This is a genomic window from Facklamia sp. P9177, from assembly GCF_050409585.1.
Lineage (GTDB): Bacteria > Bacillota > Bacilli > Lactobacillales > Aerococcaceae > Facklamia.
The window spans coordinates 1-23,209 of record NZ_JBNUPE010000002.1; the positions used below are offsets into that span (position 1 = coordinate 1).

Consider the following 23,209-nt stretch of genomic DNA (forward strand, 5'->3'; position numbering starts at 1 on the left):
CCAACAACTGTTGAAACCAGTGAAGCGACCACTACAGTGGAGACGACCGAAGAACTAACAACTGTTGAAACCAGTGAAGTGACGACTACAGTGGAGACAACCGAAGAACCAACAACTGTTGAAACAACCGATGAAACTTCCTCAGAAACTCCATCTCCTGAAGATACATCCAACCATTTACCACCAACAGGTGAAGAAAAGACTGTCTTAGGAATGCTCTCATTTATAGTTATGGCAATTGGAACCGTTATGCTTTTGAAAAGAAAGTAATTATCAAATCTAAATTTATATTGTAGCGATCTGATCTTAGAAATTAAGATGGAACTTTATTCAAATAAAGAGTCAAAATCATTTGATATTTTGGCTCTTTTTGTTTGGACTTGTTTGTTGCGAGTTCATTGAAAAATGATCGGCTTTTATTTATTAACGGCTTTTTTAATCCTTTGCAACAAACATCTAGTTGTGACTCTTGTAAAACTGAATTAGTATGAAAGAATATAATCCTTTATAATGAAAGGGTATACATACTCAATAAGTATGCATTTAGACCACTTATAACTTGATGAGATACAAAAAAGGAGATCATAAATCTATGTACCAAGTAATCAACCAATTGCAAGAGAGGAATTTTGCTAAGAAAATAAGTCAAAGTGAAAAAGTTGTACTGGATTATTTAGAGAATCATTTTGCATCAATTCCCAATCAAACCGTGTTAAAAATTGCCCAAGAGACTTATACCTCACAAGCGACAATAAACCGAACGTGTAAGTTGTTAGGCTTTAAAGGGTTCAGTGAACTTAAATATGCGGTACAAGCAGACATCAATTTACAAAAACGTAAAGCACATTCAGGATTGACCACTACTGAAAGTGCTGTGGATCTGATTGACTTTGCAAGTTTGGCTGATTTAGCAGGGGCTATCTATACCCATCGCCACCACTTAATGCTCTTTGGTCTAGGGGCTTCCGGGGTCACCGCACGCTACATGGCAAGGCAGTTGATTTATTTAGGCATTCCGGTGGTGATTATTTCTGAAATCAAAATGTTGGAGCATTTTCACAATTATAGCCTATTAGTACTTTCATCTTCAGGTGAAACACAGCGCTGCTTGCAAGTTATTGAGAAAGCCAAAGCAAAAAAAATGACGGTCTTTGCGATAACCAAAAAGGATTCTTCAGTCATGAAGGCCAGTAAATTAAGCTTTTATCATGACGTTCAAGTGAATTTATTGGACGGTTTGTCAAGGGAACAGCAAGTGCATATGATTTTAATGGTCAATGAAACAATTAACTACCTCAAATCAAACTATTTGAAGTTAGTTAAATAAGTTCTTTAACAAAGTGGCCATTTGTGGATAATTATCCGTCCACTTGGAGCCATCCGTCTTATGTAAGCGCTATAATACAAAAGAAGTAAATTAAGAATATAAGAGAGGAGGAAGAATGAATCATTAGGTAGAAAAGAGACAGGGTTTCTACTGCAAGACACGATCGGTAACACTAGAAACTATAAAAGAGAGGATGTTGTCAATTGAAAAATTTTAGAAAGAATTTTCAAAGTTTTGGCAAATCTCTGTTATTCCCAATTAGTTTGCTTTCATTCATGGCAATCTTTCTGGGGCTATCAGCTGCTTTACAAAACGAAAATATAATCCGTTACGTGCCTTTTTTAGGGAACGAGATTTTACAAAACATTTTTGGCATGATTCGTAAGTTATCCGCGTTACCATTTGGGTACTTACCTATTTTATTCGCTATGTCGATTCCATTAGGAATGGTTAGAAGAGATAAGGAAGTAGCCGTTTATTCAGGGGCAGTAGGATATATTGCCATGCTGATTGGGATGACGTATGTATTACAACTTCAAGGCTTAACTCCGGACACAACGTCAATTAATTATTTAATGGAAACAGAGGGCTTGTCTCAAGTCGATGCTACTTTACAGAATTCCTTATTTACTAGTACGCTAGGCCTCTTTGTATATAATACCAATGTTATCGGTGGTATTATTGCCGGTTTAATGGGTGTCTTCTTACATAATAAATACCGTAACACTGAATTACATCAATCCCTTACTTTCTATAGTGGGAAACGTTTTGTACCAATTGTCGTAGCCATCGTGATGGCGATAGTCGGTGCCTTGTTAACCATCGTATGGCCTTTGGTAAATCAACTTATTATTGCTTTAGGTGGACTTATCAGCGAAACAGGCTCTTTGGGAATCTTTTTATACGGAATGATCGAAAAACTGATGATTCCAACGGGGTTGCACCATGTACTCAACCAGACTTTCCGTTTCACCGCCTTGGGTGGGATTGAAAATATCAACGGTGAATCACTGGTCGGAGCCCTTCAAATTTATCTCTATCAATTAGACAACGGTCTTCCTTTTTCAACGGATGCAACAGCCTTCCTCGCTCAAGGTAAGATCTTGCAGATGGTATTCGGTATGCCGGCAGCTGTTTTAGCGATGTATCATATGGCTCTACCAGAAAAAAGAGACCGTTTATTGAAATTCTTTATTCCAGGTGTCACTGCGGTGATTTTAACTGGGATTACCGAACCGATTGAATTCTCATTTATCTTTATTTCACCAATCTTGTGGGTAGTGAATTCAATATTTGCAGGAATTGCCTTCTTAATTCCAGCCTTATTAGATGTGGCTATCGGAAATGTTCAGGGGGGAATCATCGATTGGTTCGTCTTTGGGGTACTGCAAGGTGCTGAAACGAAATGGTATATTTATCTCATTGCCGGACCCATCTTCTTCGCCGTTTATTATTTCACTTTCAAATTTATTATCACCCGACTTAATATCATGACCTTAGGTCGTCAAGCCAGTGATTTTGTTGAAGAAGAAGTTGACGGTAATGCGGAGGTAGATATTACAGAAGCGAATCGTTTAACCGCGCAAAATATTGTCAATGGCTTAGGAGGCGTTGATAATATTACTGATGTTGATAATTGCATCAGTCGTTTACGTGTGGAAGTCAAAGACAGTTCGTTAATTGATGAAAGTTTACTTAACCGGACCCAACCCAATGGTATTATCAAACCAGATGACCATACCATCCATGTGGTTTACGGCGGAAGAATTACACAAATGCGTAACATCGTTGACGATTACATTTATAATCGTAAAGATCAAAAAATACAAAAGGAGACCGCAGAAAATGAAAAAAAATAATATAGTGGTTGTCGGTGGCGGATCTACTTGGACACCGGGTATTTTAAAAGCAATGACTAAACATCTGGATAAGTTTCCGATTAACAAATTGGTGCTTTATGATATTGATGAGAAACGGCAAGCAGTGATTGGGGAATTTGGCAAAATACTCTTTAGAGAAGAAGCTCCAGAGGTAGACTTTAGCTATACGACAGATAAAAAAGAAGCGTATTCAAATGTGGATTTTGTCTTCTGTCAAATGCGGACAGGTGGCTACGATATGCGTGATCGCGATGAAAAAATTCCACTTCAACTCGGTGTCATTGGCCAAGAAACGTGTGGGCCGGGTGGATTTGCCTATGGTATGCGATCAATTAGAGATATGGAAGAAATGGTAAATGATGTGCGCCATTACAGTCCGGATGCATGGATCCTTAACTATACAAACCCAGCGGCAATTGTAGCTCTAGCACTAGATAAAATCTTCCCAGAAGAGGATAAAATTCTAAATATTTGTGATCAACCCGTCAACCTCTTACGTTCTTTCGGTAAGCTCTTAGACTACGATGCAGATAAATTTGAACCGGTTTATTTTGGTCTTAATCACTTTGGTTGGTTTACCCATCTTTACGATGAATTTGGTAAGGATCGCGCACCAGAACTAAAAGAAATGATTCTTAATGGGGGCTTTCGACCAGTGGATGCCGAACAGCGTGACCAATCATGGTTGGATACCTATGCAATGGTGGAAGATATGTTGCGAGACTTCCCAGATTATCTACCCAACACCTATTTACAATATTACCTCTATCCAGACGCTAAATTAGCTAAACTAGATCCAAATTGGACTCGTAGTGATGAGGTGCGAAATGGGCGCGAGAAAAAAGTCTTTACTGAATGTCGCCGTATTATTAAGAATGGCACAGCAAAAGATTCAGATATCGTGCATAATGATGCGCACGGAGACATGATTGTTGAAGTCGCTGCTTCGATTGCCAACAATTTAAGGAAGACTTTTGTAGTTATAGTCCGTAACGAAGGAATTGTTGCGAACTTACCGGATGATTGCATGATTGAGGTCGCTGCTTCACTAGGAGTCAATGGTCCACGACCTTACGCAGTAGGAAAAGTAGGCACATTCTATAAAGGCATGATCGAAGGGCAACACGCCTTTGAACAATTAACGGTCGAAGCCTACCTTGAAGAATCTTATGATAAGGCCTTACAAGCACTTACTTTAAATCGTACGGTTGTCGATGCCAAAAAGGCGCGTCAAGTCTTGGATGCTTTGATTGAAGCCAACAAAGAATATTGGCCGACTTTAAAATAAAGAGGGATACGACGTAAGAGTTATGCTTACGTCGTTTTTCTAAATAAGGAGAAGGTGTTTAATGAAGATATTAGCAGCAATCGATTCCTTTAAAGGATCAATGACTAGTGAACAAGCCAATTTATGCGTTAAAGATGCTTTACCTAATCATTCAGTCACCTGCTTTCCAATCGCAGACGGCGGTGAGGGAACAGTGGATGCCTTTGTATCGGTATTAAAAGGGGAATATATTACACAAACCATCAAGGGTGTTGATGGTAAGGCATTTAATGGAAAATGGGGATGGATTGAGCAGGAAAAATTAGCCATTATAGAAGTAGCACAAGGAGCAGGTATTATTCATGCCGACCCTAAAAACTTAGACCCTACGCGCCATACTAGCTATGGGGTAGGACAACAACTGATACAAGCACTTGATTTTGGTGCTGAAAGGATTATTCTTGGTTTAGGTGGTAGTGCGACCGTTGACGGAGGAATGGGCTTACTTCAAGCGCTAGGCTTAAAATTTTTTGATAGCCACCAGCAAGAGTTGCCCATTTTACCTGTAGAGTTGAATCGAGTAGCAAGTATGGATCCGTCAGGTATCGATCGACGGATGAAGCAGGTTGATTTAATACTTGCCTCTGATGTAAATAATCCCTTAATAGGTCCTAAAGGAGCAAGCTATGTCTTTGGGCCACAAAAAGGCTTAGCTACTAAAGACCTTCCTACTTATGATGCTTCGATGAAAAATTACGCCGACCTATTGTTAGAGGCCACAAAAAAAGACTATCGACATTTAGAAGGGGCCGGAGCAGCAGGAGGGATAGGTTTTGCCTTATCGACCTTTTTTGGAGCCAAATTTAGAAATGGGCTTTTCTTATTAGCTGAAAAAGGGAACCTTGACGCATTGATTAAAGAAGCCGATCTGATTATAACTGGTGAAGGTAGATTCGATGATCAGTCCCTCAGTGGCAAAGTACCTATTGGTATCAGTCGCTTGGCTAAAAAGTATCAGGTACCCGTCTTGTTATTTGCTGGACAGATTGATAGTCAACAAGTTGCCCTTCCTGAAGAAAACTTATTCGCCTTAATACCTATTGTTGATCGCCCTATGGAATTGGACCGAGCAATGGAATTGAGTCAACAACTGTTAACCAAAGCTGTGGAGAGGACGATCAATCTGATTGAGTTCGCTCAAAAAAATAAGCTGGTTTGCTTATAAAATGAAAGGTTTTAATAGAAAAAGACTGTCAAAAAGGATGTTCTTTTAAGGTTATTTTAAAAAAGTTGAAAGCGTTCTCACAATTTTATATACTTAATTAGCGTTAGAAATTTAGTATGATTGTGTATTGCATGCGAATAACTCAGTTAAAAATATTTTTCTGGGGGAATGGGATGCTTTCTACAAAATTGTTTGTTGTTTTCTTAATATTTCTTTTAGTTTTAATGATGGTTGCGATTTATCAATGGTATAAAGAAAAAGATCCTTACAAGAGAACAATTAATAAGCGTATCAGTATTATTTTAATAATAATTAATTTACTCGCTTTTCTTCCTTTTCTTGCATATTTGTTTCATAAATTCTAAAAGGAGACCTTATTAAAAAATAAAGGTCGTCTTATTAGGGCAATTGAATGTTAAATAATCTTAAAACAGATTTTTAATCTATGTTTGACCGTTGGGGGGCTCAAGAATTTGAGTCTTCTTAATAGGACGCAGGTATTGTCTAATATAAAGATTTCAACTCAAATCATAAGTAATAGGTTAACCAACTCCATTGTTAGTGTTCGGTCAATAATAAAGAGTGTCATTCAATATCAAGGATCAGTTAGGGCACAAAATAATTAAAATTTAAACCATTAACTATACGTTTTGTTTGCACTCTGTGATATACTATCTTAAAAAGGAGGTTGTTCAAATGATTCATTATACGTCAACAGATTTAGGGACCAATGTTTCAGAAGAAGAAGTGATTGATCAAATCAAACAAGCCACTAAACCTATTCGTTTCACCCATTGGGAAGGGATGGGAACTCCCATTCATAATCAAGAAATTTCGAAAGAAGAAGCCATTGAAATTATAAGAAATGAACACACAACATTGATTACTGAAAATGATAAAATCATTAATGTGCAGACCTTTGAGGCATATAATAGACCCTAATTCTTCAAATCAATGCAGTCGTTAATTGGAACGATTGATGCGACGGTTTAAACAATAAAAGTCTGGTGGTTTAAAAGTTAAATAAATAGGGCTGAGGATAAGACAACTTTATCTTCAGCCCTATTTATTTATCTTACATTAAGTTTTATATAATTCTAAGATTGTTTTCATTATTTTACACAAAATTCTGGACTGGATTAAACGCTAGATGCTCAATTTTTATGGTCTGTAAGCATCCCTTTAGGGGGTTCAAACAGTCCTGTGCTAAACTATTACTAAAGAGAGATGGAATCTTTCCAGTACTAGAAAATAGAAGGAGTGTTTGATATGAAAGCCATTGTTATCAATCAATACGGCGATACCGATCAATTTGTAGAAGCCAATCTACCTCAACCGCAGCTTAAAGACAATCAAGTTTTAATTGAATTGCATGCCACATCCATCAACCGCTTTGATACCAAGGTGCGAAGAGGTGAGATGGCTGAAGTAATTTCTTTTGACTTTCCCATTATTTTGGGACTGGATGCTGCCGGAGTAGTGGTGGAGGTAGGTAAAGATGTTACTCAATTCAAAGTGGGGGATGAAGTCTTTGCCAATTCCTCTTTAAAAAGTGGAACCTACACTGAGTATGTGGCGGTTAAGGAGAGTTTAGTTGCCCATAAGCCGAAAAATATAACATTTAAAGAAGCGGCCGCTGTTCCAATGGTGGGTCTAACTGCTTGGCAAGCCATGGTGGAGTTTGGTCGAGTTAAAGAAGGTGACCACGTGCTGATTCATGCCGGTTCGGGTGGTGTAGGCAGCTTTGCTATTCAAATCGCTAAAAGTTTTGGTGCATATGTTTATTCAACAGCCAGTGGTAAGAATGAAGACATGCTTAAAAAGCTGGGCGTTGATCGCTTCATTAATTATAAAACCACTGATTTTGCTGAGGTGGCTAAAGACTTAGACTTAGTCTTAGATACCTTGGGTGGCGAAACACTAGCTAAAAGTTTGGCTCTCGTAAAGGACGGCGGACGAATTGTTTCTACCGTGGGTCAAGCCGACCAGGAAAAAGCTAAAGCAAGAAACATTACGGTTGAAGCTCTTGCGGCCAAATCGAATGGAAACCACTTAGCCAAACTAGCTGAGTTAATTGAAAAGGGCCAAGTTAAACCTTATATCGGGCATGAATTCCCATTGACGGCTCATGGCTTAAGTGAGGCTCATAAAATCAGTGAAAGCCACCATGCTAAGGGTAAAATAGTGATTGTCATCAAATAAGGCCAATAGCTTTCTTCAAATGGGAGAAGTACAGCTGACGTAGGCATCTCACTGCTTTTTGAGCAATGCTGATGGCAAATAAATATTTTATGAGCGTTGAAATAAAAAATAGCAATTTTGATTCAAAACACCTTAGCAAACTATCAAAAACAAACGCTATCAATCAGAGTTTTGTTGATTCTGCACAACTATCCGGACTTCGTTTCATGTAATTTATTGTTGTTTTATAAAAGTGTAAATGTTATACTTTATTTACTTTATAAAGCGCTTTAAAGTTAAAATTTTATTAGAAACGGAGAATACACATGAATGAAACAATGCAAATTGCCAATAGTTTGGTGATGTGGATTTTAGCGATTATTATTGTATCAACTGTAATCATTCAATCCTTTATTTTTTATCGTCTTGCAAAGAATCACGTTAAAAACACTAATTTATTAAGTAATGAAGAGGTAAAGAAATCATTTAAAATTGGAATTATAGGAACGATTGGTCCAGCTTTTGCTGTTTTTGCGGTAGCCATCGCCTTAATTTCTCGGATTGGAGGACCAATTACCTTCGCAAGAATAGGAATTATCGGATCGGCTGCTTTTGAAATTATTTCAGCTCAGATAGGTAGTGGGGGAACTGCTGGTACAGCAGAGTTTATGCCTAAGATGTTATCTGCTGCTGCTTGGGTTATGACTTTAGGAGGAGCAGGCTGGCTGGTTGTGGTCTTCTTTGCTACTAAAAGAATAGATGGTATCCAAGAAAAAATGAAAAAAGCCAACCCTTTAACCATCGCTTACATGTCTGTCTTTGCACCTTTTATTATCTTTTTCACCCTAGGTTATAAAGAAGTCATCAATAAGGGAATTTTACAAGAAAACTCTTCGATTGCTCCTATGGCGGCATTAATTGCCGGAGGTTTAGCCACTGTTGCTATTAATAAAATCGTTGAAAAAGATCGTTCTAAAAAGTGGTTGAAGGAATGGTCTATGGGTTTTTCAGTTATTGCTGCAATGATTGTTGGAAGCATATTAAGTTAAGGAGAGAAAAATGGAAAATAATAAAAATTTATCAAGTAATTTTCAAAAGTCCATACATTTTTGGGGAAGGGTAACAATCGCAATTGCATTAATTTCAACTTTAATGATTCCCTCCTACTTAACCTTTGTATTAGGTCATTATCCTGACATTGCAGATATCATTTCTGGATTAATTTCGATTGTTGGGTTCGTGGGAGTTATTTGGTTCGTAGAGCCGATATCCTATTTCCCCACTCTTGGTCCAGCGGGTACTTATATGTCATTTTTATCTGGTAATATTGGGAATATGCGTATGCCAGTCATCGCTGCTACACAAGACGCTCTTGATTTAAAACCAGGATCTGAACAGGCTGAAGTAGCTGGGATATTTGCTATTATTTCTTCAACACTTACAAATCTTTTCATCTTGGGCATTGTCATGGTAGCTGGTCAAACGATTATCAATAGCTTACCACCTACCATCTTAGCTTCTTTTGATTTTGCCTTACCAGGAGTATTAGGAGCAATGATGATAACGTTAGGTTCCAAGGTTAAGAAAAATAATTTAATGGTTTTAGTCTTAATTGCTGTATCAACTATGATTTTCATTAAATTCTCACCAAATTTTTTACCAGAAAGTATATATAAATTAATTTCATCAGCTGATGTAGGTATAGTCGCTTTATTAGGAATTGCTTATTCCTTGTATAGGGCCAAAAATGATGTAGAGTCAAACAATAAGGAATAAAAGATTTTAATTGACATTTTAATAATTAGTTAGATTTTAAGGAGGATAAATAATGAACTTTATTGAGAAAGCCAAAGAATTAGAAACTCAAATAATCGAAACGAGAAGATACTTACATCAGTATCCAGAATTAAGTGAACATGAGTTTGAGACTCAAAAGTACCTTATGAAGCGTTTGGAGGAGTTAGGGATACCTTATGAAAAGGTTGGTATAACTTCTTTGGTTGCCCATATTAAAGGTGGGAAGCCCGGTAAGACGGTTGCATTGCGTTCGGATATTGATGCCTTGCCTATTCTAGAACAATCGGGAGCTGAATACTCTTCTAAAGAAGATGGAAAAATGCACGCTTGTGGGCATGACGGTCATATGTCGATGCTATTAGGTGCTGCAAAAATGTTGACAGATATTAAAGAAGAATTACCAGGAGAAGTTCGCTTATTATTTCAAGAAGCGGAAGAAACCTTTACAGGAGCAAGAAGGGTTGTAGCTGATGGAGGAATGGAGGGTGTCGATGCGGTCTTTGGAATGCATGGTATGCCTATCGAAGTAGGAACATATGACATAACATCTGGTTATCGGATGGCAGGGTGCGATACAATCTACGTGAGCTTTGAAGGGGTTTCTGGACATGGATCCATGCCTCATAAAGCAAAAGATACGATTTTACCTGCTGCAGAGTTTGTGACTCAACTCAATGCAATGATCACTAAATTTGTGAATTCACAGTCTCCGATTGTGCTAACGGTAGGTAAATTTAACGGAGGAACTAAAGCAAACGTTATTTCTAAATATACTAAACTAGATATCTCTATGCGTTATTTACATGAAGAGACAAGAAAAATTATTCATAATAAGATTAAAGATTTGGCTGCTGGCTTAGAAAAAATCTATGATATTTCAATCAATGTTGAAATTGAAGAAAGTACAATTAGTTTGTATAATGATGAAAGAATCACTGAAATTGCTGCTAAAGCAGCTGAAAAAGTTTTTGGACCTGGAAAGAACGTTCACGGCCCAATCATGATGGGATCAGAAGACATGCCATATTATTTCCAAGAAGCACCTGGAGCTTATGCAATGATGGGTTATAGCAATGAAGAGAAAGATACAATTTATTTCCCTCACCATGAAAAATTCAATATTGATGAAGACTATTTGAAGTTTGGTGCAGCCCTACATGCGCAATTCGCATGGGATTTCTTACATATAAGCGAATAGTCTTTTGACTACTACTGAAAGTATGTTTTTAATTTAAGGATACTTATCTTTTTTGGCTCTATGTCAAATAGGGTGGATGGAAGAAAAAACACTTCCTTCCATCCTATTTATTATAGAGCCTCTTTTTTCTAATAAGCCTAATGGTTAGTAGACTTACTGACGATTAGGTTTTTTATTAATTAATTAGGCTATACACATATGTTACAAAACAATGATTATTAGCTAACAGATTTTGATTATAAGGGACTTCCAATTGATACTGAATATAAGCGCATAATTGATAAACGCAATGACTATCATCAAATAATTAACTCTCTTCACTTGATAGATGCTTATCGAACCGGCTTTCTTCAACCTAATGATAAAGAGCTAGCTGAAGCTTATTGTAATTCGGTATAATTACAGGTGGAGCTGACTTGTTCGCATATAAAATTTATGTTCCACAAGTTTACGTGCGATAGAAAGATTTTGTTGAACAGATAATAAAGCGTGAAGAAAAATGTTACACTTCTCTTCTAAAATTACGCTGCTTCAAATTTTCTGATTGTTTTATTAAAGGAGCTATTTCTATGAGAAACACTCAAACTTCAAAAAATTAAGCCGGCTGTTGGAAATGCTTTTAGGGCTAGTTATCCTTTTAAGCATTTGTTCTTCATCTCTTTGTCTATATTTACGAACATGATAACTATACAAGATAGGACTATTAATCAGAAAACACAGGCATTTTCTTCGCTAGAAAAGTTGGAAACCACGCTAATCACTAGCGCAGAGAGCGAACAACATCTAAGTAATTTGCTGAAGGAGCAGACGGACTTACTCGTTTTAAGAGATAATTATGAAGGTTTTCTAAGGGCTGATTTTGAGGAAGGAGATAAAACTTTTACTATTACTCTTACAGATGAAGATTTCAAAGCTTCAATTAATTTATTAGGGGCAGGCCATCCAGATGTTTTGCCAGCATGGCAGAAGATGAAGAAAGAACTAAAAGCTGCTTATAATGAAATTGCCAAAGGGTTGGAAGGCGATTACCGCTTCAACTTGGTAAATCCAGCTGCTACAGACGAACAGGTCTGATCAATTTTAATTGTGTATGATATACCGATGAGACATACGAGTAGATAAACTTAAAAGATAAGTAACTTATGCCTTCAATTATTGAAGTTTTTTTAAATACTTAAAATAACTATCAATAAAAAGCGAATTTAATTGGGGTCTTGCTAAAACACAGACAAGATACAATAAGAGGGAATTTCTTAATAAAGATTATAAAAATATTGTGGAGCAGGATGGTTTTGGATCCTTCTTCAAAGCATCCTGACCATCATGCAGTTGGAATCTAGCTTTCTATCGACTTCAGCTTATCAGCTGCTGTAGGGGCTGTCTTGAACTATCATTGTCACTATCAATACTATCACTTTGAATTTAGACGACAAGTGAGCCAATAGCTAAAAAGCTCGCCTGCTAGGGCGAGCTTTTGTGTGAGTAAACCTAGATTAGGCAGCTTCAAACTGACTATTATAGAGGTCGGCGTAGAATCCTTGTGCTTGAATTAATTGGTCATGGTTACCTTGTTCTATGATATTACCATCTTTTAGGACTAAGATTAAATCAGCATTACGAATAGTTGATAAGCGGTGGGCAATGATAAAGGAAGTTCGACCCTCAGTTAATTTATCCATGGCTTCTTGGATAAGCACTTCTGTTCGTGTATCTACTGAAGATGTTGCCTCATCTAGAATTAATAATGGCGCGTCCTTAATGAGCGCACGGGCAATGGTTAGTAATTGTTTTTGCCCAACTGATAGGGTAACTTTTTCATCTAGGACAGTGTCATAAGTATGGGGGAGGGTATTAATAAAATGGTCAATGCCGACAGCTTGACAAGCCGCAATCATTTCAGCTTCTCCCACATCTTTTTTATTAAAGAGTAAGTTTTCACGAATGCTTCCTTCAAATAGCCAAGTATCTTGTAAAACCATAGAGAAGTAATCATGAATTTCACTGCGTTTCATTTTTTGGATATTTTTACCGTCTAGACGAATCTCACCCCTATCAATTTCATAAAAGCGCATTAATAAGTTCACAATTGTGGTTTTCCCCGCACCGGTTGGCCCAACAATGGCAATCTTTTTGCCTGGCTTGGCATAGGCAGAGAAGTCGTGAATAATCATTTCTTCAGGATCGTAGCCAAAATGAACATGGTCGAATTCAATTAAACCCTTAACGTCTTCTAATTGACGCGTCTTATGGTTTTCATCTTCTAATTCTGCTTCATTAAGAAAATCAAACACACGAGCCATAGCAGCGCGAGCCTGAGCTAAAGCTTGGCTGGATTGAGCCAACTGTTGAATCGGCCGAGAGAACATCCGAATATACATCATAAAGGCGACAATGACTCCAATCGTTATCTGACCTTCGATTACTAAGGCTGCACCGAAGATACACACCAATACATAACCAAAGTTACCAATAAAAATCATTAAAGGCATGGCAATACCTGAGAGAAATTGGGCTTTCCAAATGCTGCTTTCTAAATCTTCATTAATCGTCCGAAAGGTTTCCTTGGCGAATTCGATGGCATTATATGAACGTACAATAGCATGGCCAGTATACATTTCTTCTATATGGCCGTTAATGTCGGCTAAGTGGTTTTGTTGTTGCTTAAAAAAGCTTCTGGATTTTATCATTAGAAAAATAGTGATTCCAAAACCAACTACAACGGTTGCGATAGAAACAAAGGTCAAAGTAACATCTGTGCGAAACATCATAATAAGTGTTCCGATTAACATAGTGGTAGCAGAAACAAGGGTAGACATACTTTGGTTGAGTGTTTGTCCTAAAGTGTCTAAGTCATTGGTCACTCGTGACAGGGTATCGCCTTGCGAATGTTGGTCAAAATAATTAAGAGGCATGCGGTTGACCTTGTGACCAATCCCTTCACGCAAATTTTGCGTTAAACGTTGTGAGATAGTTGCCATGATAAAGGAAGCACCGTAGTTGGCAACAGCCCCCAAAGCAAACAACATAGCTAAATAAGTGGCTTGTTGACTGATCTTTTCTAAATTCATTTCATTCATCATGCCTTGAGCAATTAAGTCGGTAATTTGGCGAATTCGATCCGGTCCGATTACTGAAATATAAGAACCAGCTATTGAGAAAAGAAGAGCCAATGCAAAAATTAGACGGAAGCCCTTGCTATAGGTTCTTAAAGTAACAGTTTTATCTTTATTTTCCATTGTCAAGTTCCTCCTTGTTTAATTGTGAATAAGCGATTTCTTGATAGATTTTGTTGGATGTTAATAATTCTTGGTGGGTTCCTTTACCAACAATTCGTCCCTTTTCTATGACCATAATCAAATCAGCATCCATGATGGTTGAAATTCTTTGACCGACAATGACTTTAGTCATTTCTTTGGTTTTTTCAGCTAGAATGTGGCGCAATTTACGATCGGTTTGATAGTCAAGGGCTGAGAAGGAATCATCAAAGATAAGAATTTGCGGTTTTCGACCGATAGCTCGGGCGATGGCTAAACGTTGCTTTTGCCCACCTGAGAAGTTGGTACCGTCTTGAGCCACATAACTTTGTAATTGTTCTTCTTTTTCAGTGACGAAATCTTTTGCTTGGGCGATATCGATGGCCTCCCATATTTCGGCTTCACTGAGTGGGCTTTGGCTGGAATCGCCAAAAGCAATATTAGATTCAATGCTTCCTGAAAATAAGACAGACCTTTGGGGGACATAGCCAATAATTTCGTTTAGGCGTTCACGAGGATAGTCTTTGATCGAATTGCCATTAATCAAAATTTCTCCTTCAGTGGTATCGAATAAACGTGGAATCAAGTTGATCAAGGTGGATTTACCAGATCCAGTTGACCCGATAAAGGCGAGGGTTTGACCAGCTTTTGCTTCAAAGGATATATCCTCCAGTACAGGCTTAGAAGCACCTGGATAAGTAAAGCTAACATCTTGGAATACCAGCGACCCTTTATCTTTTTCTTGTGGGGCATTTTCTGGATAGATGAGACTCGATTTAGTATCTAGTACTTCACCGACTCTTTTAGCAGAAACCATGGTACGAGGCGTTATAATGAAGATCATAGTCATCATCATAAAACCAATCACTACTTGCATGGCATAAGATGAAAAGACAATCATATCTGAAAAAAGAACGATTTTTTCTTGAAAGGCAGCAGCTGCAATCAAATAGGCGCCTACCCAATAAACACCTAAAGTCAAACCGTTAGAAACAAGCATCATTAGAGGGTTCATAAAACTCATTGTTCGGTAAATGACTAAGTTTAAACCGGTTAGTTCTTGGTTAGCGTCTGAGAATTTTTCGGTTTGATAGTCTTCCGCATTATAAGCACGAATTACGCGCATACCGGATAGGGTTTCTCGCATGATACGGTTCAAGCGGTCGGTTAAGCTTTGGACTAGCTTTTGTCTAGGTAAAACGATGGATAAGAGGATAATAATGGTTGTTAACATTAAGCCAACAGCAGTAAAGGTTACCCACATCCATTCCACATTTTTTGTAGAAATTTTACCAATAGCTAAAATAGCCATCATCGGTCCTCTAACAATAATTTGTAGGCCCATAGCCAAGAAGACTTGAATTTGAACGATGTCATTGGTTGTTCGCGTTAATAAGCTAGGAATGGAGAAATCTTGCAATTCTTTTGTTGAATAATCCATAACAGAATCAAAAACGTCACGTCTCAATCCCGAGGCAAAACTAGCTGCCACTCGTGCTGATAGGAAGACAACTATCAGCGATAAGACGAGACCAATAATCGATAGACCAACCATCTTAGATCCTGGATGATAGAGATCTGAAACAGCTACTCCCGGATTTTGCAGTCTTTGTGTAATTTCTGACATATAGCCAGGTACTTGCAATTCAATCCAAACGCTAGCAATGATTAAGATAATAGCAGTTATCATCGTGGCAACTTGTTTAGCGGTTAGTCTTTTAAATATTTTAAACATGAGTATCCTCCTTTTGATCCAATAATTTATTGGCCCTTATAATATTTTGGTCTATTCGCAGAAAAATTTTATGCAAGCAATTAATTTCTTCTTGTGAGATTCCATTCAGAAGGGTTTGTTTGATCATGATAATAAACGCTTCAATTTTACTCGATTTTTCAAGACCTAATTTTGTTAATTGTATGACTTTATGACGTTTATCTTCCGCATAGGGAAAAGTTTCAATAAAACCATTACGTTTCATCCGTTGAATTAAATGGCTGGCCACAGATTTAGAAATGTTTAAGTGGTCTTCAATATCCTTTTGAAAAACGTCTGAGTCTTGATGGCAGTATAGGTACATAATAGTGTGTCCTTGTGGACCGTCTAAATGTTGTATATCATAATCATTTGCATAACGCATTTTAAGTTGTTCGGCCTGGTGGATTGTATGTTTTAAATGATAGAGCATGGAAGTCTCCTTTCATATTAGTTACCATGAGAACTATTTTAAAGCAATCCTTTCCAATGTCAATCATTATGATCTGAAAGCTCTCTCTTTTTAAGATTTAATATTTCCTCCAAAAGCTTCATTCCGGCTTCTAATTCATTAAAATCAGCTCTAGCATATCCAACTACTAAACTAGCGGGTCTTCTTTTTTTATTTAATTCATAGTCTGCTAAAGGGGATAGAGCCATGCTGCTTTTTTTTGCTATCTCAACAATTTTACTTTCACTAAGAGTAGTAGCGTGAATTTCCAATAATAGGTGGAGCCCCGCGTTTGTACCAACAATTTTGAGATTATCGAAGTTTTTAGCCCATTCTTCTAATAATTGTCTTTTCTTAGCATATTTTCGTCGCATGCGGTTAACATGACGCGTAAAATGTCCACCAGCCATGAATTGTGCTAAGACATTTTGGGTCAATCGTGGAACGGGACAAGAAAAATAATAAGGGTATTCTTTAAATTTTTGTAAGAGCGAGTCTGGTAAAAGTATAAAAGATATTCTTAAAGCGGGACTAATTAATGATGAAAAAGACTGTAAGTAGATAACATGGTCATGTGAGTCGATCGCCTTTAAAGGGGGAATAGGCTTACCTTGATAGCGAAATTCACCATTGTATTCATCTTCAATTATCCATTTATCGTCTTGATTGGCCCACTCTAATAATTCTTGTTTGCGTCCGATTGTCATAATCGAGCCCGTCGGAAACTGGTAAGAGGGGGTAACATAGAGTAAGTCCATTTCTTTTTTATCAGTGGGACTAGGATTTGCACCTTCTTGATCTAATTCAATCGGTATCTGTTCAATTTGATTGGCTTTTAAAAAATCACCCCAACGATGAAAACCAGGATCTTCAACACCGATTTTAGCCTTACCAATCAATTTAACTAAGAGTAAAAGTAAGTTTTCAGTTGAGGAGCCAATAATAATGTGACTAGGAGAAGCCTTAATTCCTTTGGCATTCCATAAGTAGGTAGCGATCGTTTCACGTAAATGATGTTCACCGAGTTTAGAGCCTTTTTCAGTCAAATATCTTGCATCTTGATTGAGACACTCCATAGTAATTTTTTTCCAAGTGGCTACTGGAAATTCAGGATCCACTCCCTTGTAACGCCAATCAATAGCTGGCTGACTTTCTGCTTCTATTTCACTTAGCTGCCATTGATTGGGTTCTTTTAAACTTAACTTTTGGCTGAGAACGAAATATCCCTTTCGCTGAATAGCTTCAATATAGCCTTCTGCGGCTAACTGATCCAAACTAGCTGTTATAGTATTAAGGCTGACCCCACGGTCTTTAGCCATTTGTCTTTTACTAGCTAGCTTTTCACCGGGATTTAATTGACCTTGTAGGATTCTTTGTTTGATTTCATTATATAATTGTAAGTATAACAATCTGGTACCCTCACATTCTTTTGTTTTGGTACTTTATATAGTACCAAAATCTTTTATCATATAGCTATAGAAGGGAATGATTTTATGTCTAAAGAAATTATTGATCCAAAAACTTTTGTCGGTGGCGTGATTATGGATGTTATGAATCCAGAGCAAGCTAAAATTGCTGAAGCGGCGGGTGCAGTGGCTGTTATGGCTCTAGAACGTATTCCAGCAGATATTCGCCAAGCAGGTGGCGTTAGCCGGATGTCCGATCCAGCCTTAATCAAGTCGATTCAAGAAGCTGTTTCTATCCCGGTTATGGCTAAAGTGCGTATTGGTCATTTTGTCGAAGCGCAAATCTTACAAGCTATTGACGTTGATTTTATTGATGAATCTGAAGTTTTATCACCAGCTGATAATGACCATCATATAAATAAGACAAATTTCCAAATACCTTTTGTATGTGGAGCTAGAAATATTGGCGAAGCTCTCCGTCGTATTCAAGAAGGAGCTTCCCTGATTCGGACCAAAGGAGAAGCGGGAACAGGAGATGTGGTTCAAGCTGTGACCCATATGCGGTCGATCCAAGCGGGCATTAAACGTATTCAAGCCATGGATGAAGATGAACTATATGTCGAAGCCCGTGACTTAAAGGTACCTTATGATTTACTTAAAAAAGTGCATGAAACGGGTGAATTACCAGTAGTTAACTTTTCTGCTGGTGGGGTAGCGACTCCTGCTGATGCAGCTTTAATGATGCAATTAGGTGCTCAAGGGGTCTTTGTTGGGTCTGGTATTTTCAAATCAGGTAACCCTGAAAAAAGAGCCAAAGCAATTGTTCGAGCTGTTGAAAACTATCAAGATCCTAAAGTCATCGCCGAAGTGTCAGAAGATTTGGGTGAAGCCATGGTCGGCTTGAACCCAGATGAAGTCGAAGTGATTATGGCTAATCGCGGTAACTAATCGAAAAGATACATGCTTCAAAAAAGACAAGGTCTGCCATGGCAAACCTTGTCTTTTTGTTTTTAAAATGGAACTAGATTCTATTGTGTTTTATATCTTCGTTCTGATTGAAAGTAGAGAAGAGGCTAATAACGATTGACAGTAAAGCTGCGTACCAGAAGTTTTCAACTTGAATACCATCCAACATACTGTCTACTAATTGAATCATAAAAGCATTAATAGCAAGGTTGAAGAAACCAAAGGTCAGTAAATTAATGGCACAGCCTGCAAACTTTAATAAACGTCCTAGAGTTCCACTTACTAATCCCAATAAAATAGAAAAAATAATGACAGACAATAAACTAGTGACAACAATCCCAGGGATTATGTAACTTAAAACAAGAACCACTAAAGTTGTTGTTAAAATATTTTTCATTCAATCACTCCTTTTATAATATTATAGCAGAAATTATCGCTTCTAAATACTTCTAAATTCTTTTAAAGGGCTTACAATTATGCCATAATGAGAAAGTAAACAATTAATTAGGAGGTCATATAATGACATTTAACAAAATAGAAAGTCAAAACATTCCAGATATTCACTCGGTAGGACATTTATATGTCCATGAAGAAACGGGGGCTCAAGTTCTATATCTCGAAAATGAAGATAAGAATAAATCTTTCACCATTGGTTTTAAAACACCGCCATATAGTGACAATGGAATTACGCATATTATCGAACATTCAGTTCTCAATGGGTCTAAAAAATATCCGTCTAAAGAACCTTTCGTAGAGATTATCAAAGGATCGATGAATACCTTTGTAAACGCTATGACCTTTGCCGATAAAACCATTTATCCTGTCGCTTCAACGAATGACCAAGACTTTAGCAACTTGATGAGCGTTTATTTAGATGCCGTTTTCGAACCGAATTTCCGTCAAAATCCTCAAATTTTAGCGCAAGAGGGTTGGCATTATCATTTAGAAAAGGCTGAGGATGAGCTGATTTATAAAGGGGTCGTCTATAATGAAATGAAAGGGGCGATGGCTTCACCGGATGATCAAATGTATCATGCCATGAGTCAATCCTTATATCCAGACTCTATTTATCAATATGAATCAGGTGGTCTACCATCAGCTATTACAGATTTAACCCAAAAAGAATTTGTGGACTACCATCAAGAATATTACCATCCAAGCAATTCATTAACCGTTCTTTATGGTGACTTAGATATCAACCATGCTTTTGAGAGGTTAGAAGAATACTTTTCAGGAAAAGGCAAAACACCAGCTGTAGATTTAAAATTTAATATCCAAGAGCCAAGTCAAAAAGAAATAAATAAACACTATTCGATCACTGAAGGAGATGACCCAGCTGACAAAGACTATCTATGTTTAGCTTGGCATGTTTCGACTGCTGACAGATTACTAGAAGCCATGGCCTTTGAAATTTTGGAAGAAATTTTATTCGGTAATAACCAGTCTCCCTTGAAGAAAGCACTCCTTGATGCGGAAATAGGTGGCGACATCAGTGGAGGTCATGATTTACCTGGTTATACTGAAGTTTTTATGATTCTAGCTAAGTACTCGTCTGCTAATAAGATGGAGGACTTTAAAAAGGTTGTTAAAGAAACCTTAGCTAAATTGGTTGATGAAGGAATTGATCCAGCAATTATTCAAGCTTCCATTAATAAAATTAGCTTCCGTTTGAAAGAAAGAGTCATTTCAGAATCACGTCCTCGCGGCCTTTTTTATACCTTATCGGCTTACCAAACCTGGTTGTACGACTTTTCACCTTTTGACATTCTTTCCTTCTCTGAGAGGTTAACAGAATTGCGAAAGCTTGCCAAAGAGGGCTACTTTGAAAAATTAATTGAAGAAAAATTGTTAAACAATAACCACCGTGTGGCAATCACGCTTGAGGCAAGTCCAGGACTAAGTGATCAAAAAGAAGCCAAGCAAGATCAAGAACTACAAGCATACAAGTCTCAACTCTCTCAACAAGAGGTAGAAGATTTGGTAGCTTCCACTCAAGCCTTAATTGAACGTCAAGTATCGGTCGATAAACCAGAAGATTTAGCTAAAATCCCTATGTTAACTAAGGAAGACTTAACAACAGAAACAGAAGAATTACCTTTGACAATTAATCCGCTTGAAAAGAGTCAAGGTAAGTTTTATCATGCAGACCAATTCACCTCAGGCATTGATTACTTATCGCTTTATTGGGATATTCGTGATCTTGAAGTCGAAGAATACTCACGCCTTTCATTATTAGCCAAGTTGATGTCAGGCCTTGCTACAAAAAACTATTCTTCTGATCAATTACAACGGCAAATGGATACCCACACCGGTGGCATCTTAGCCTCAGTAGATATCGTTCCCAAATTAGACGGTAGTATTCAAACCTATTTTGCCTTAAATGGAAAAGCACTGGAAGCTTCATCCGATCATTTGATCGACTTAATGCAAGAAATTATGACTTCGACCTTGATTGAAGATCAGCAAGAAATCTTACGCATCATCCAAGAATTAATTGCCGGTTTTGAAAACCGTATAAACTTTGGGGCTCATGTTTTAGCCCTTAAACGCGCACTGAGCCAGTATAAGCCAGCTCTTAAATTAGAACAAATGACTTCAGGCATTGATTTCTTTAATTATTTAAAAGAATGCCGTGACTTACTCAAAGAAGGAAAAGGCGATCGATTATTAGACCAATTAAAGACTAGCTATCAAAAAATTCTTAACTTTAACCGTCTAAACATTTTATATACCGGTAATCAAGAGCGAGCAAGTTTGGTTAAAAATAAGGTGCTTAAAGCGTTTAATCAGCTTCCATCAAAAGATTTAGGACCTTTGCAAACTTATCCAACTGGCAAGAAACAAAATGAAGCCTTTGTCACCGCTCAAGATGTCAACTATGTTGGTCTTGCGGCTGATGCTAGTGACCACCTACAGTATTCAGGTGCTTCTAAGGTCCTGAGCAATGAATTGAATTTAGGCTATCTTTGGAATACCATTCGTGTACAAGGTGGAGCCTACGGTTCTGGTTATGGTCATGATCGGTTAGGTTCTTTATATATGATGTCCTATCGTGATCCTAATATCCGCCAATCAGTAGAAAGTTATTTAGCGATTCCTGCTTATGTGCGCCAATTAGAGCTTTCAGAAAGCGAGCTACTTAAGAATATCATTGGCAGTCTTTCACCATTAGAACGTCCTAAATCAGCACACGAAAAAGGAGTAGAAGCCTTCACCTTGCATTTAACTGGCTTAGATTATCGAATGATTAGTCAGTTAAAAGAAGAGATGATTGCAGTAACGAATGAGCAACTAAATGATTTAGCAGATGGATTAGAAAACGCACTTCAAGATTACACTTTAGCAGTTATTGGTAATAAGGCGAAAATTGAAAAAGATAAAGACTTATTCGATGTAATCTATGAATTATACTAAGCTATTTAACTGGTTCAAATTGAAAGAGAAAAAGCATCCTATTTTTTAGGGTGCTTTTTTATAAGGAGTATTAAACTAAGTTTTGTGGTTGATTTTCAAGATAACGATAGATGTTTTCAAAAGCGATTTGAGCTCTTAAATCCATCGCTTCATGGGTAAAGTAACCAACATGAGGAGACAGTAGGATGTTTGGTGCGGTTAGCAACGGGTGGTCTTCACGAAGAGGTGCCTCGCTATCAAAGACATCAATTCCGGCTCCAGCAATCTCTCCATCCTTTAAGGCTTGGGCTAGGGCATCACTATCAATGATTGGACCGCGAGCGCAATTAATCAAAACGGCTGATTTTTTCATAGCTTGTAATTGATCTTTTCCAAAGAATTGCTGGGTTTCGCGGTTAAGTGGAAGGTGGATAGTGATGATATCACTCTTGGCTAGTAATTCTTCTAAGGAGGAGTAATCCATTCCCATATTGATTAATTCCTGATCACGACTGCGATTGAATCCCATTAAGTTAGCGCCAAAGGCCTTGAATAATTTAGCCGTTTCTTTACCAATTTTTCCAGTTCCAATAATTCCTACCGTCTTGCCTTTAATTTCAGAGCCTTGCCGAATACCAGGAAAGTCTTCGGTCATTCTTACTTCTTGGTCGCTAGCCTTGAGTTGACGGAATAAATTAAGCGTCATCCCTAGGACTAATTCAGCGACGGCTGTATTGGCATAGCCAGCGGCATTCGAAACTAAAATGTCGCGATCTTTGGCTTTGATTAAAGGAATATGGTCGACGCCAGTAAAAGCCACATTGATATATTTCACCTGATCTAGCTGGTCTAAAACTTCTTCAGGCAAAGGATTGTTAGCTAAGGTAAGAATATCTGCCCCTTGACTGCGTTCAATCAATTCTTCTGGATGGGTCGTTTTTTCAGGGTAATATTTAAATTCATGGCCTGCTTCTATTAAAGGTTTTGCCAGTTCTTCAATCCGTTCTTGGGGGACTTTTAAGTTTTCTAGAACAACAATTTTCATAAATAAACCTCCTAATTAAATAGTAACTCTAATTATACGATACGCTATTGACAATTAATTGCAAAT

Annotated in this window: 19 protein-coding genes; 13 read left to right on the forward strand and 6 right to left on the reverse strand. The window is 37.6% G+C overall.

Annotation, left to right across the window (positions count from 1 at the left end):
• From ACQV18_RS00970 to ACQV18_RS01020, 11 genes are all read left to right on the forward strand, one after another.
• Nucleotides 1-270, forward strand: a 270-nt coding sequence (locus ACQV18_RS00970) for a hypothetical protein (protein WP_428874162.1), incomplete at its 5' end; no start/stop codon positions are given.
• Between the two features lie 322 nt (nucleotides 271-592).
• The gene (locus ACQV18_RS00975) at nucleotides 593-1,327 is read left to right on the forward strand and encodes a MurR/RpiR family transcriptional regulator (protein WP_428874160.1); all 735 of its coding nucleotides are present in this window, start codon (nucleotides 593-595) and stop codon (nucleotides 1,325-1,327) included.
• 203 nt (nucleotides 1,328-1,530) lie between these two features.
• Complete coding sequence (locus ACQV18_RS00980; RefSeq protein WP_428892401.1) at nucleotides 1,531-3,186, forward strand: PTS transporter subunit EIIC; 1,656 nt, start codon at nucleotides 1,531-1,533, stop codon at nucleotides 3,184-3,186.
• The gene (locus ACQV18_RS00985; RefSeq protein WP_428874158.1) at nucleotides 3,173-4,495 is read left to right on the forward strand and encodes a 6-phospho-alpha-glucosidase; all 1,323 of its coding nucleotides are present in this window, start codon (nucleotides 3,173-3,175) and stop codon (nucleotides 4,493-4,495) included. Before ACQV18_RS00980 ends, ACQV18_RS00985 begins: the two co-directional genes overlap by 14 nt.
• Nucleotides 4,496-4,556: 61 nt before the next feature.
• Nucleotides 4,557-5,699: a glycerate kinase family protein gene (locus ACQV18_RS00990; RefSeq protein WP_428892402.1), complete on the forward strand. Its 1,143-nt coding sequence runs from the start codon at nucleotides 4,557-4,559 to the stop codon at nucleotides 5,697-5,699.
• A 696-nt stretch (nucleotides 5,700-6,395) separates the two neighbouring features.
• Nucleotides 6,396-6,641, forward strand: coding sequence for a hypothetical protein (locus ACQV18_RS00995; RefSeq protein ID WP_428874155.1), 246 nt, complete (start codon nucleotides 6,396-6,398; stop codon nucleotides 6,639-6,641).
• A 327-nt stretch (nucleotides 6,642-6,968) separates the two neighbouring features.
• Entirely contained in the window at nucleotides 6,969-7,901 is a 933-nt protein-coding gene (locus ACQV18_RS01000; RefSeq protein WP_428892403.1) for an NADP-dependent oxidoreductase, read from the forward strand.
• A 305-nt stretch (nucleotides 7,902-8,206) separates the two neighbouring features.
• Nucleotides 8,207-8,929, forward strand: coding sequence for a DUF5058 family protein (locus tag ACQV18_RS01005; protein ID WP_428874153.1), 723 nt, complete (start codon nucleotides 8,207-8,209; stop codon nucleotides 8,927-8,929).
• 10 nt (nucleotides 8,930-8,939) lie between these two features.
• A complete protein-coding gene (locus tag ACQV18_RS01010) occupies nucleotides 8,940-9,656 on the forward strand; it encodes a hypothetical protein (RefSeq protein ID WP_428892404.1) in 717 nt (238 codons plus the stop codon).
• A gap of 52 nt (nucleotides 9,657-9,708) precedes the next feature.
• A complete protein-coding gene (locus tag ACQV18_RS01015; protein ID WP_428874150.1) occupies nucleotides 9,709-10,875 on the forward strand; it encodes an amidohydrolase in 1,167 nt (388 codons plus the stop codon).
• Between the two features lie 678 nt (nucleotides 10,876-11,553).
• Nucleotides 11,554-11,949 carry a hypothetical protein gene (locus tag ACQV18_RS01020; protein ID WP_428892405.1) on the forward strand — a complete coding sequence of 132 codons (396 nt, stop codon included), beginning with the start codon at nucleotides 11,554-11,556 and terminating at the stop codon, nucleotides 11,947-11,949.
• A gap of 419 nt (nucleotides 11,950-12,368) precedes the next feature.
• Here ACQV18_RS01020 and ACQV18_RS01025 read toward each other — a convergent pair whose 3' ends face one another.
• Genes ACQV18_RS01025 through ACQV18_RS01040 form a run of 4 tightly spaced genes read right to left on the reverse strand, consistent with a single transcriptional unit; the run spans nucleotide 12,369 to nucleotide 17,742 of the window.
• Nucleotides 12,369-14,111 (reverse strand): ABC transporter ATP-binding protein, encoded by a 1,743-nt coding sequence (locus ACQV18_RS01025; protein WP_428876414.1) that lies wholly within the window; start codon nucleotides 14,109-14,111, stop codon nucleotides 12,369-12,371.
• Nucleotides 14,101-15,864 (reverse strand): ABC transporter ATP-binding protein, encoded by a 1,764-nt coding sequence (locus ACQV18_RS01030; RefSeq protein WP_428875375.1) that lies wholly within the window; start codon nucleotides 15,862-15,864, stop codon nucleotides 14,101-14,103. Before ACQV18_RS01030 ends, ACQV18_RS01025 begins: the two co-directional genes overlap by 11 nt.
• Nucleotides 15,857-16,315 carry a MarR family winged helix-turn-helix transcriptional regulator gene (locus tag ACQV18_RS01035; RefSeq protein WP_428875374.1) on the reverse strand — a complete coding sequence of 153 codons (459 nt, stop codon included), beginning with the start codon at nucleotides 16,313-16,315 and terminating at the stop codon, nucleotides 15,857-15,859. The genes ACQV18_RS01030 and ACQV18_RS01035 overlap by 8 nt, the downstream gene beginning before the upstream one ends.
• Nucleotides 16,316-16,374: 59 nt before the next feature.
• Nucleotides 16,375-17,742 carry a PLP-dependent aminotransferase family protein gene (locus ACQV18_RS01040; RefSeq protein ID WP_428875373.1) on the reverse strand — a complete coding sequence of 456 codons (1,368 nt, stop codon included), beginning with the start codon at nucleotides 17,740-17,742 and terminating at the stop codon, nucleotides 16,375-16,377.
• An 84-nt stretch (nucleotides 17,743-17,826) separates the two neighbouring features.
• On the opposite strand from ACQV18_RS01040, the gene pdxS reads away from it, so the two are divergent.
• Nucleotides 17,827-18,687 (forward strand): pyridoxal 5'-phosphate synthase lyase subunit PdxS, encoded by an 861-nt coding sequence (pdxS, locus tag ACQV18_RS01045; RefSeq protein ID WP_428892406.1) that lies wholly within the window; start codon nucleotides 17,827-17,829, stop codon nucleotides 18,685-18,687.
• A gap of 73 nt (nucleotides 18,688-18,760) precedes the next feature.
• On the opposite strand, the gene ACQV18_RS01050 is transcribed toward pdxS, so the two are convergent.
• A complete protein-coding gene (locus tag ACQV18_RS01050) occupies nucleotides 18,761-19,102 on the reverse strand; it encodes a phage holin family protein (RefSeq protein ID WP_428874141.1) in 342 nt (113 codons plus the stop codon).
• A 122-nt stretch (nucleotides 19,103-19,224) separates the two neighbouring features.
• Between ACQV18_RS01050 and ACQV18_RS01055 the strand changes: the two genes are divergently transcribed.
• Nucleotides 19,225-22,119 (forward strand): insulinase family protein, encoded by a 2,895-nt coding sequence (locus ACQV18_RS01055; protein WP_428875495.1) that lies wholly within the window; start codon nucleotides 19,225-19,227, stop codon nucleotides 22,117-22,119.
• Between the two features lie 70 nt (nucleotides 22,120-22,189).
• Here ACQV18_RS01055 and ACQV18_RS01060 read toward each other — a convergent pair whose 3' ends face one another.
• Nucleotides 22,190-23,143: an NAD(P)-dependent oxidoreductase gene (locus ACQV18_RS01060; protein ID WP_428874139.1), complete on the reverse strand. Its 954-nt coding sequence runs from the start codon at nucleotides 23,141-23,143 to the stop codon at nucleotides 22,190-22,192.
• Nucleotides 23,144-23,209 lie beyond the last annotated feature (66 nt).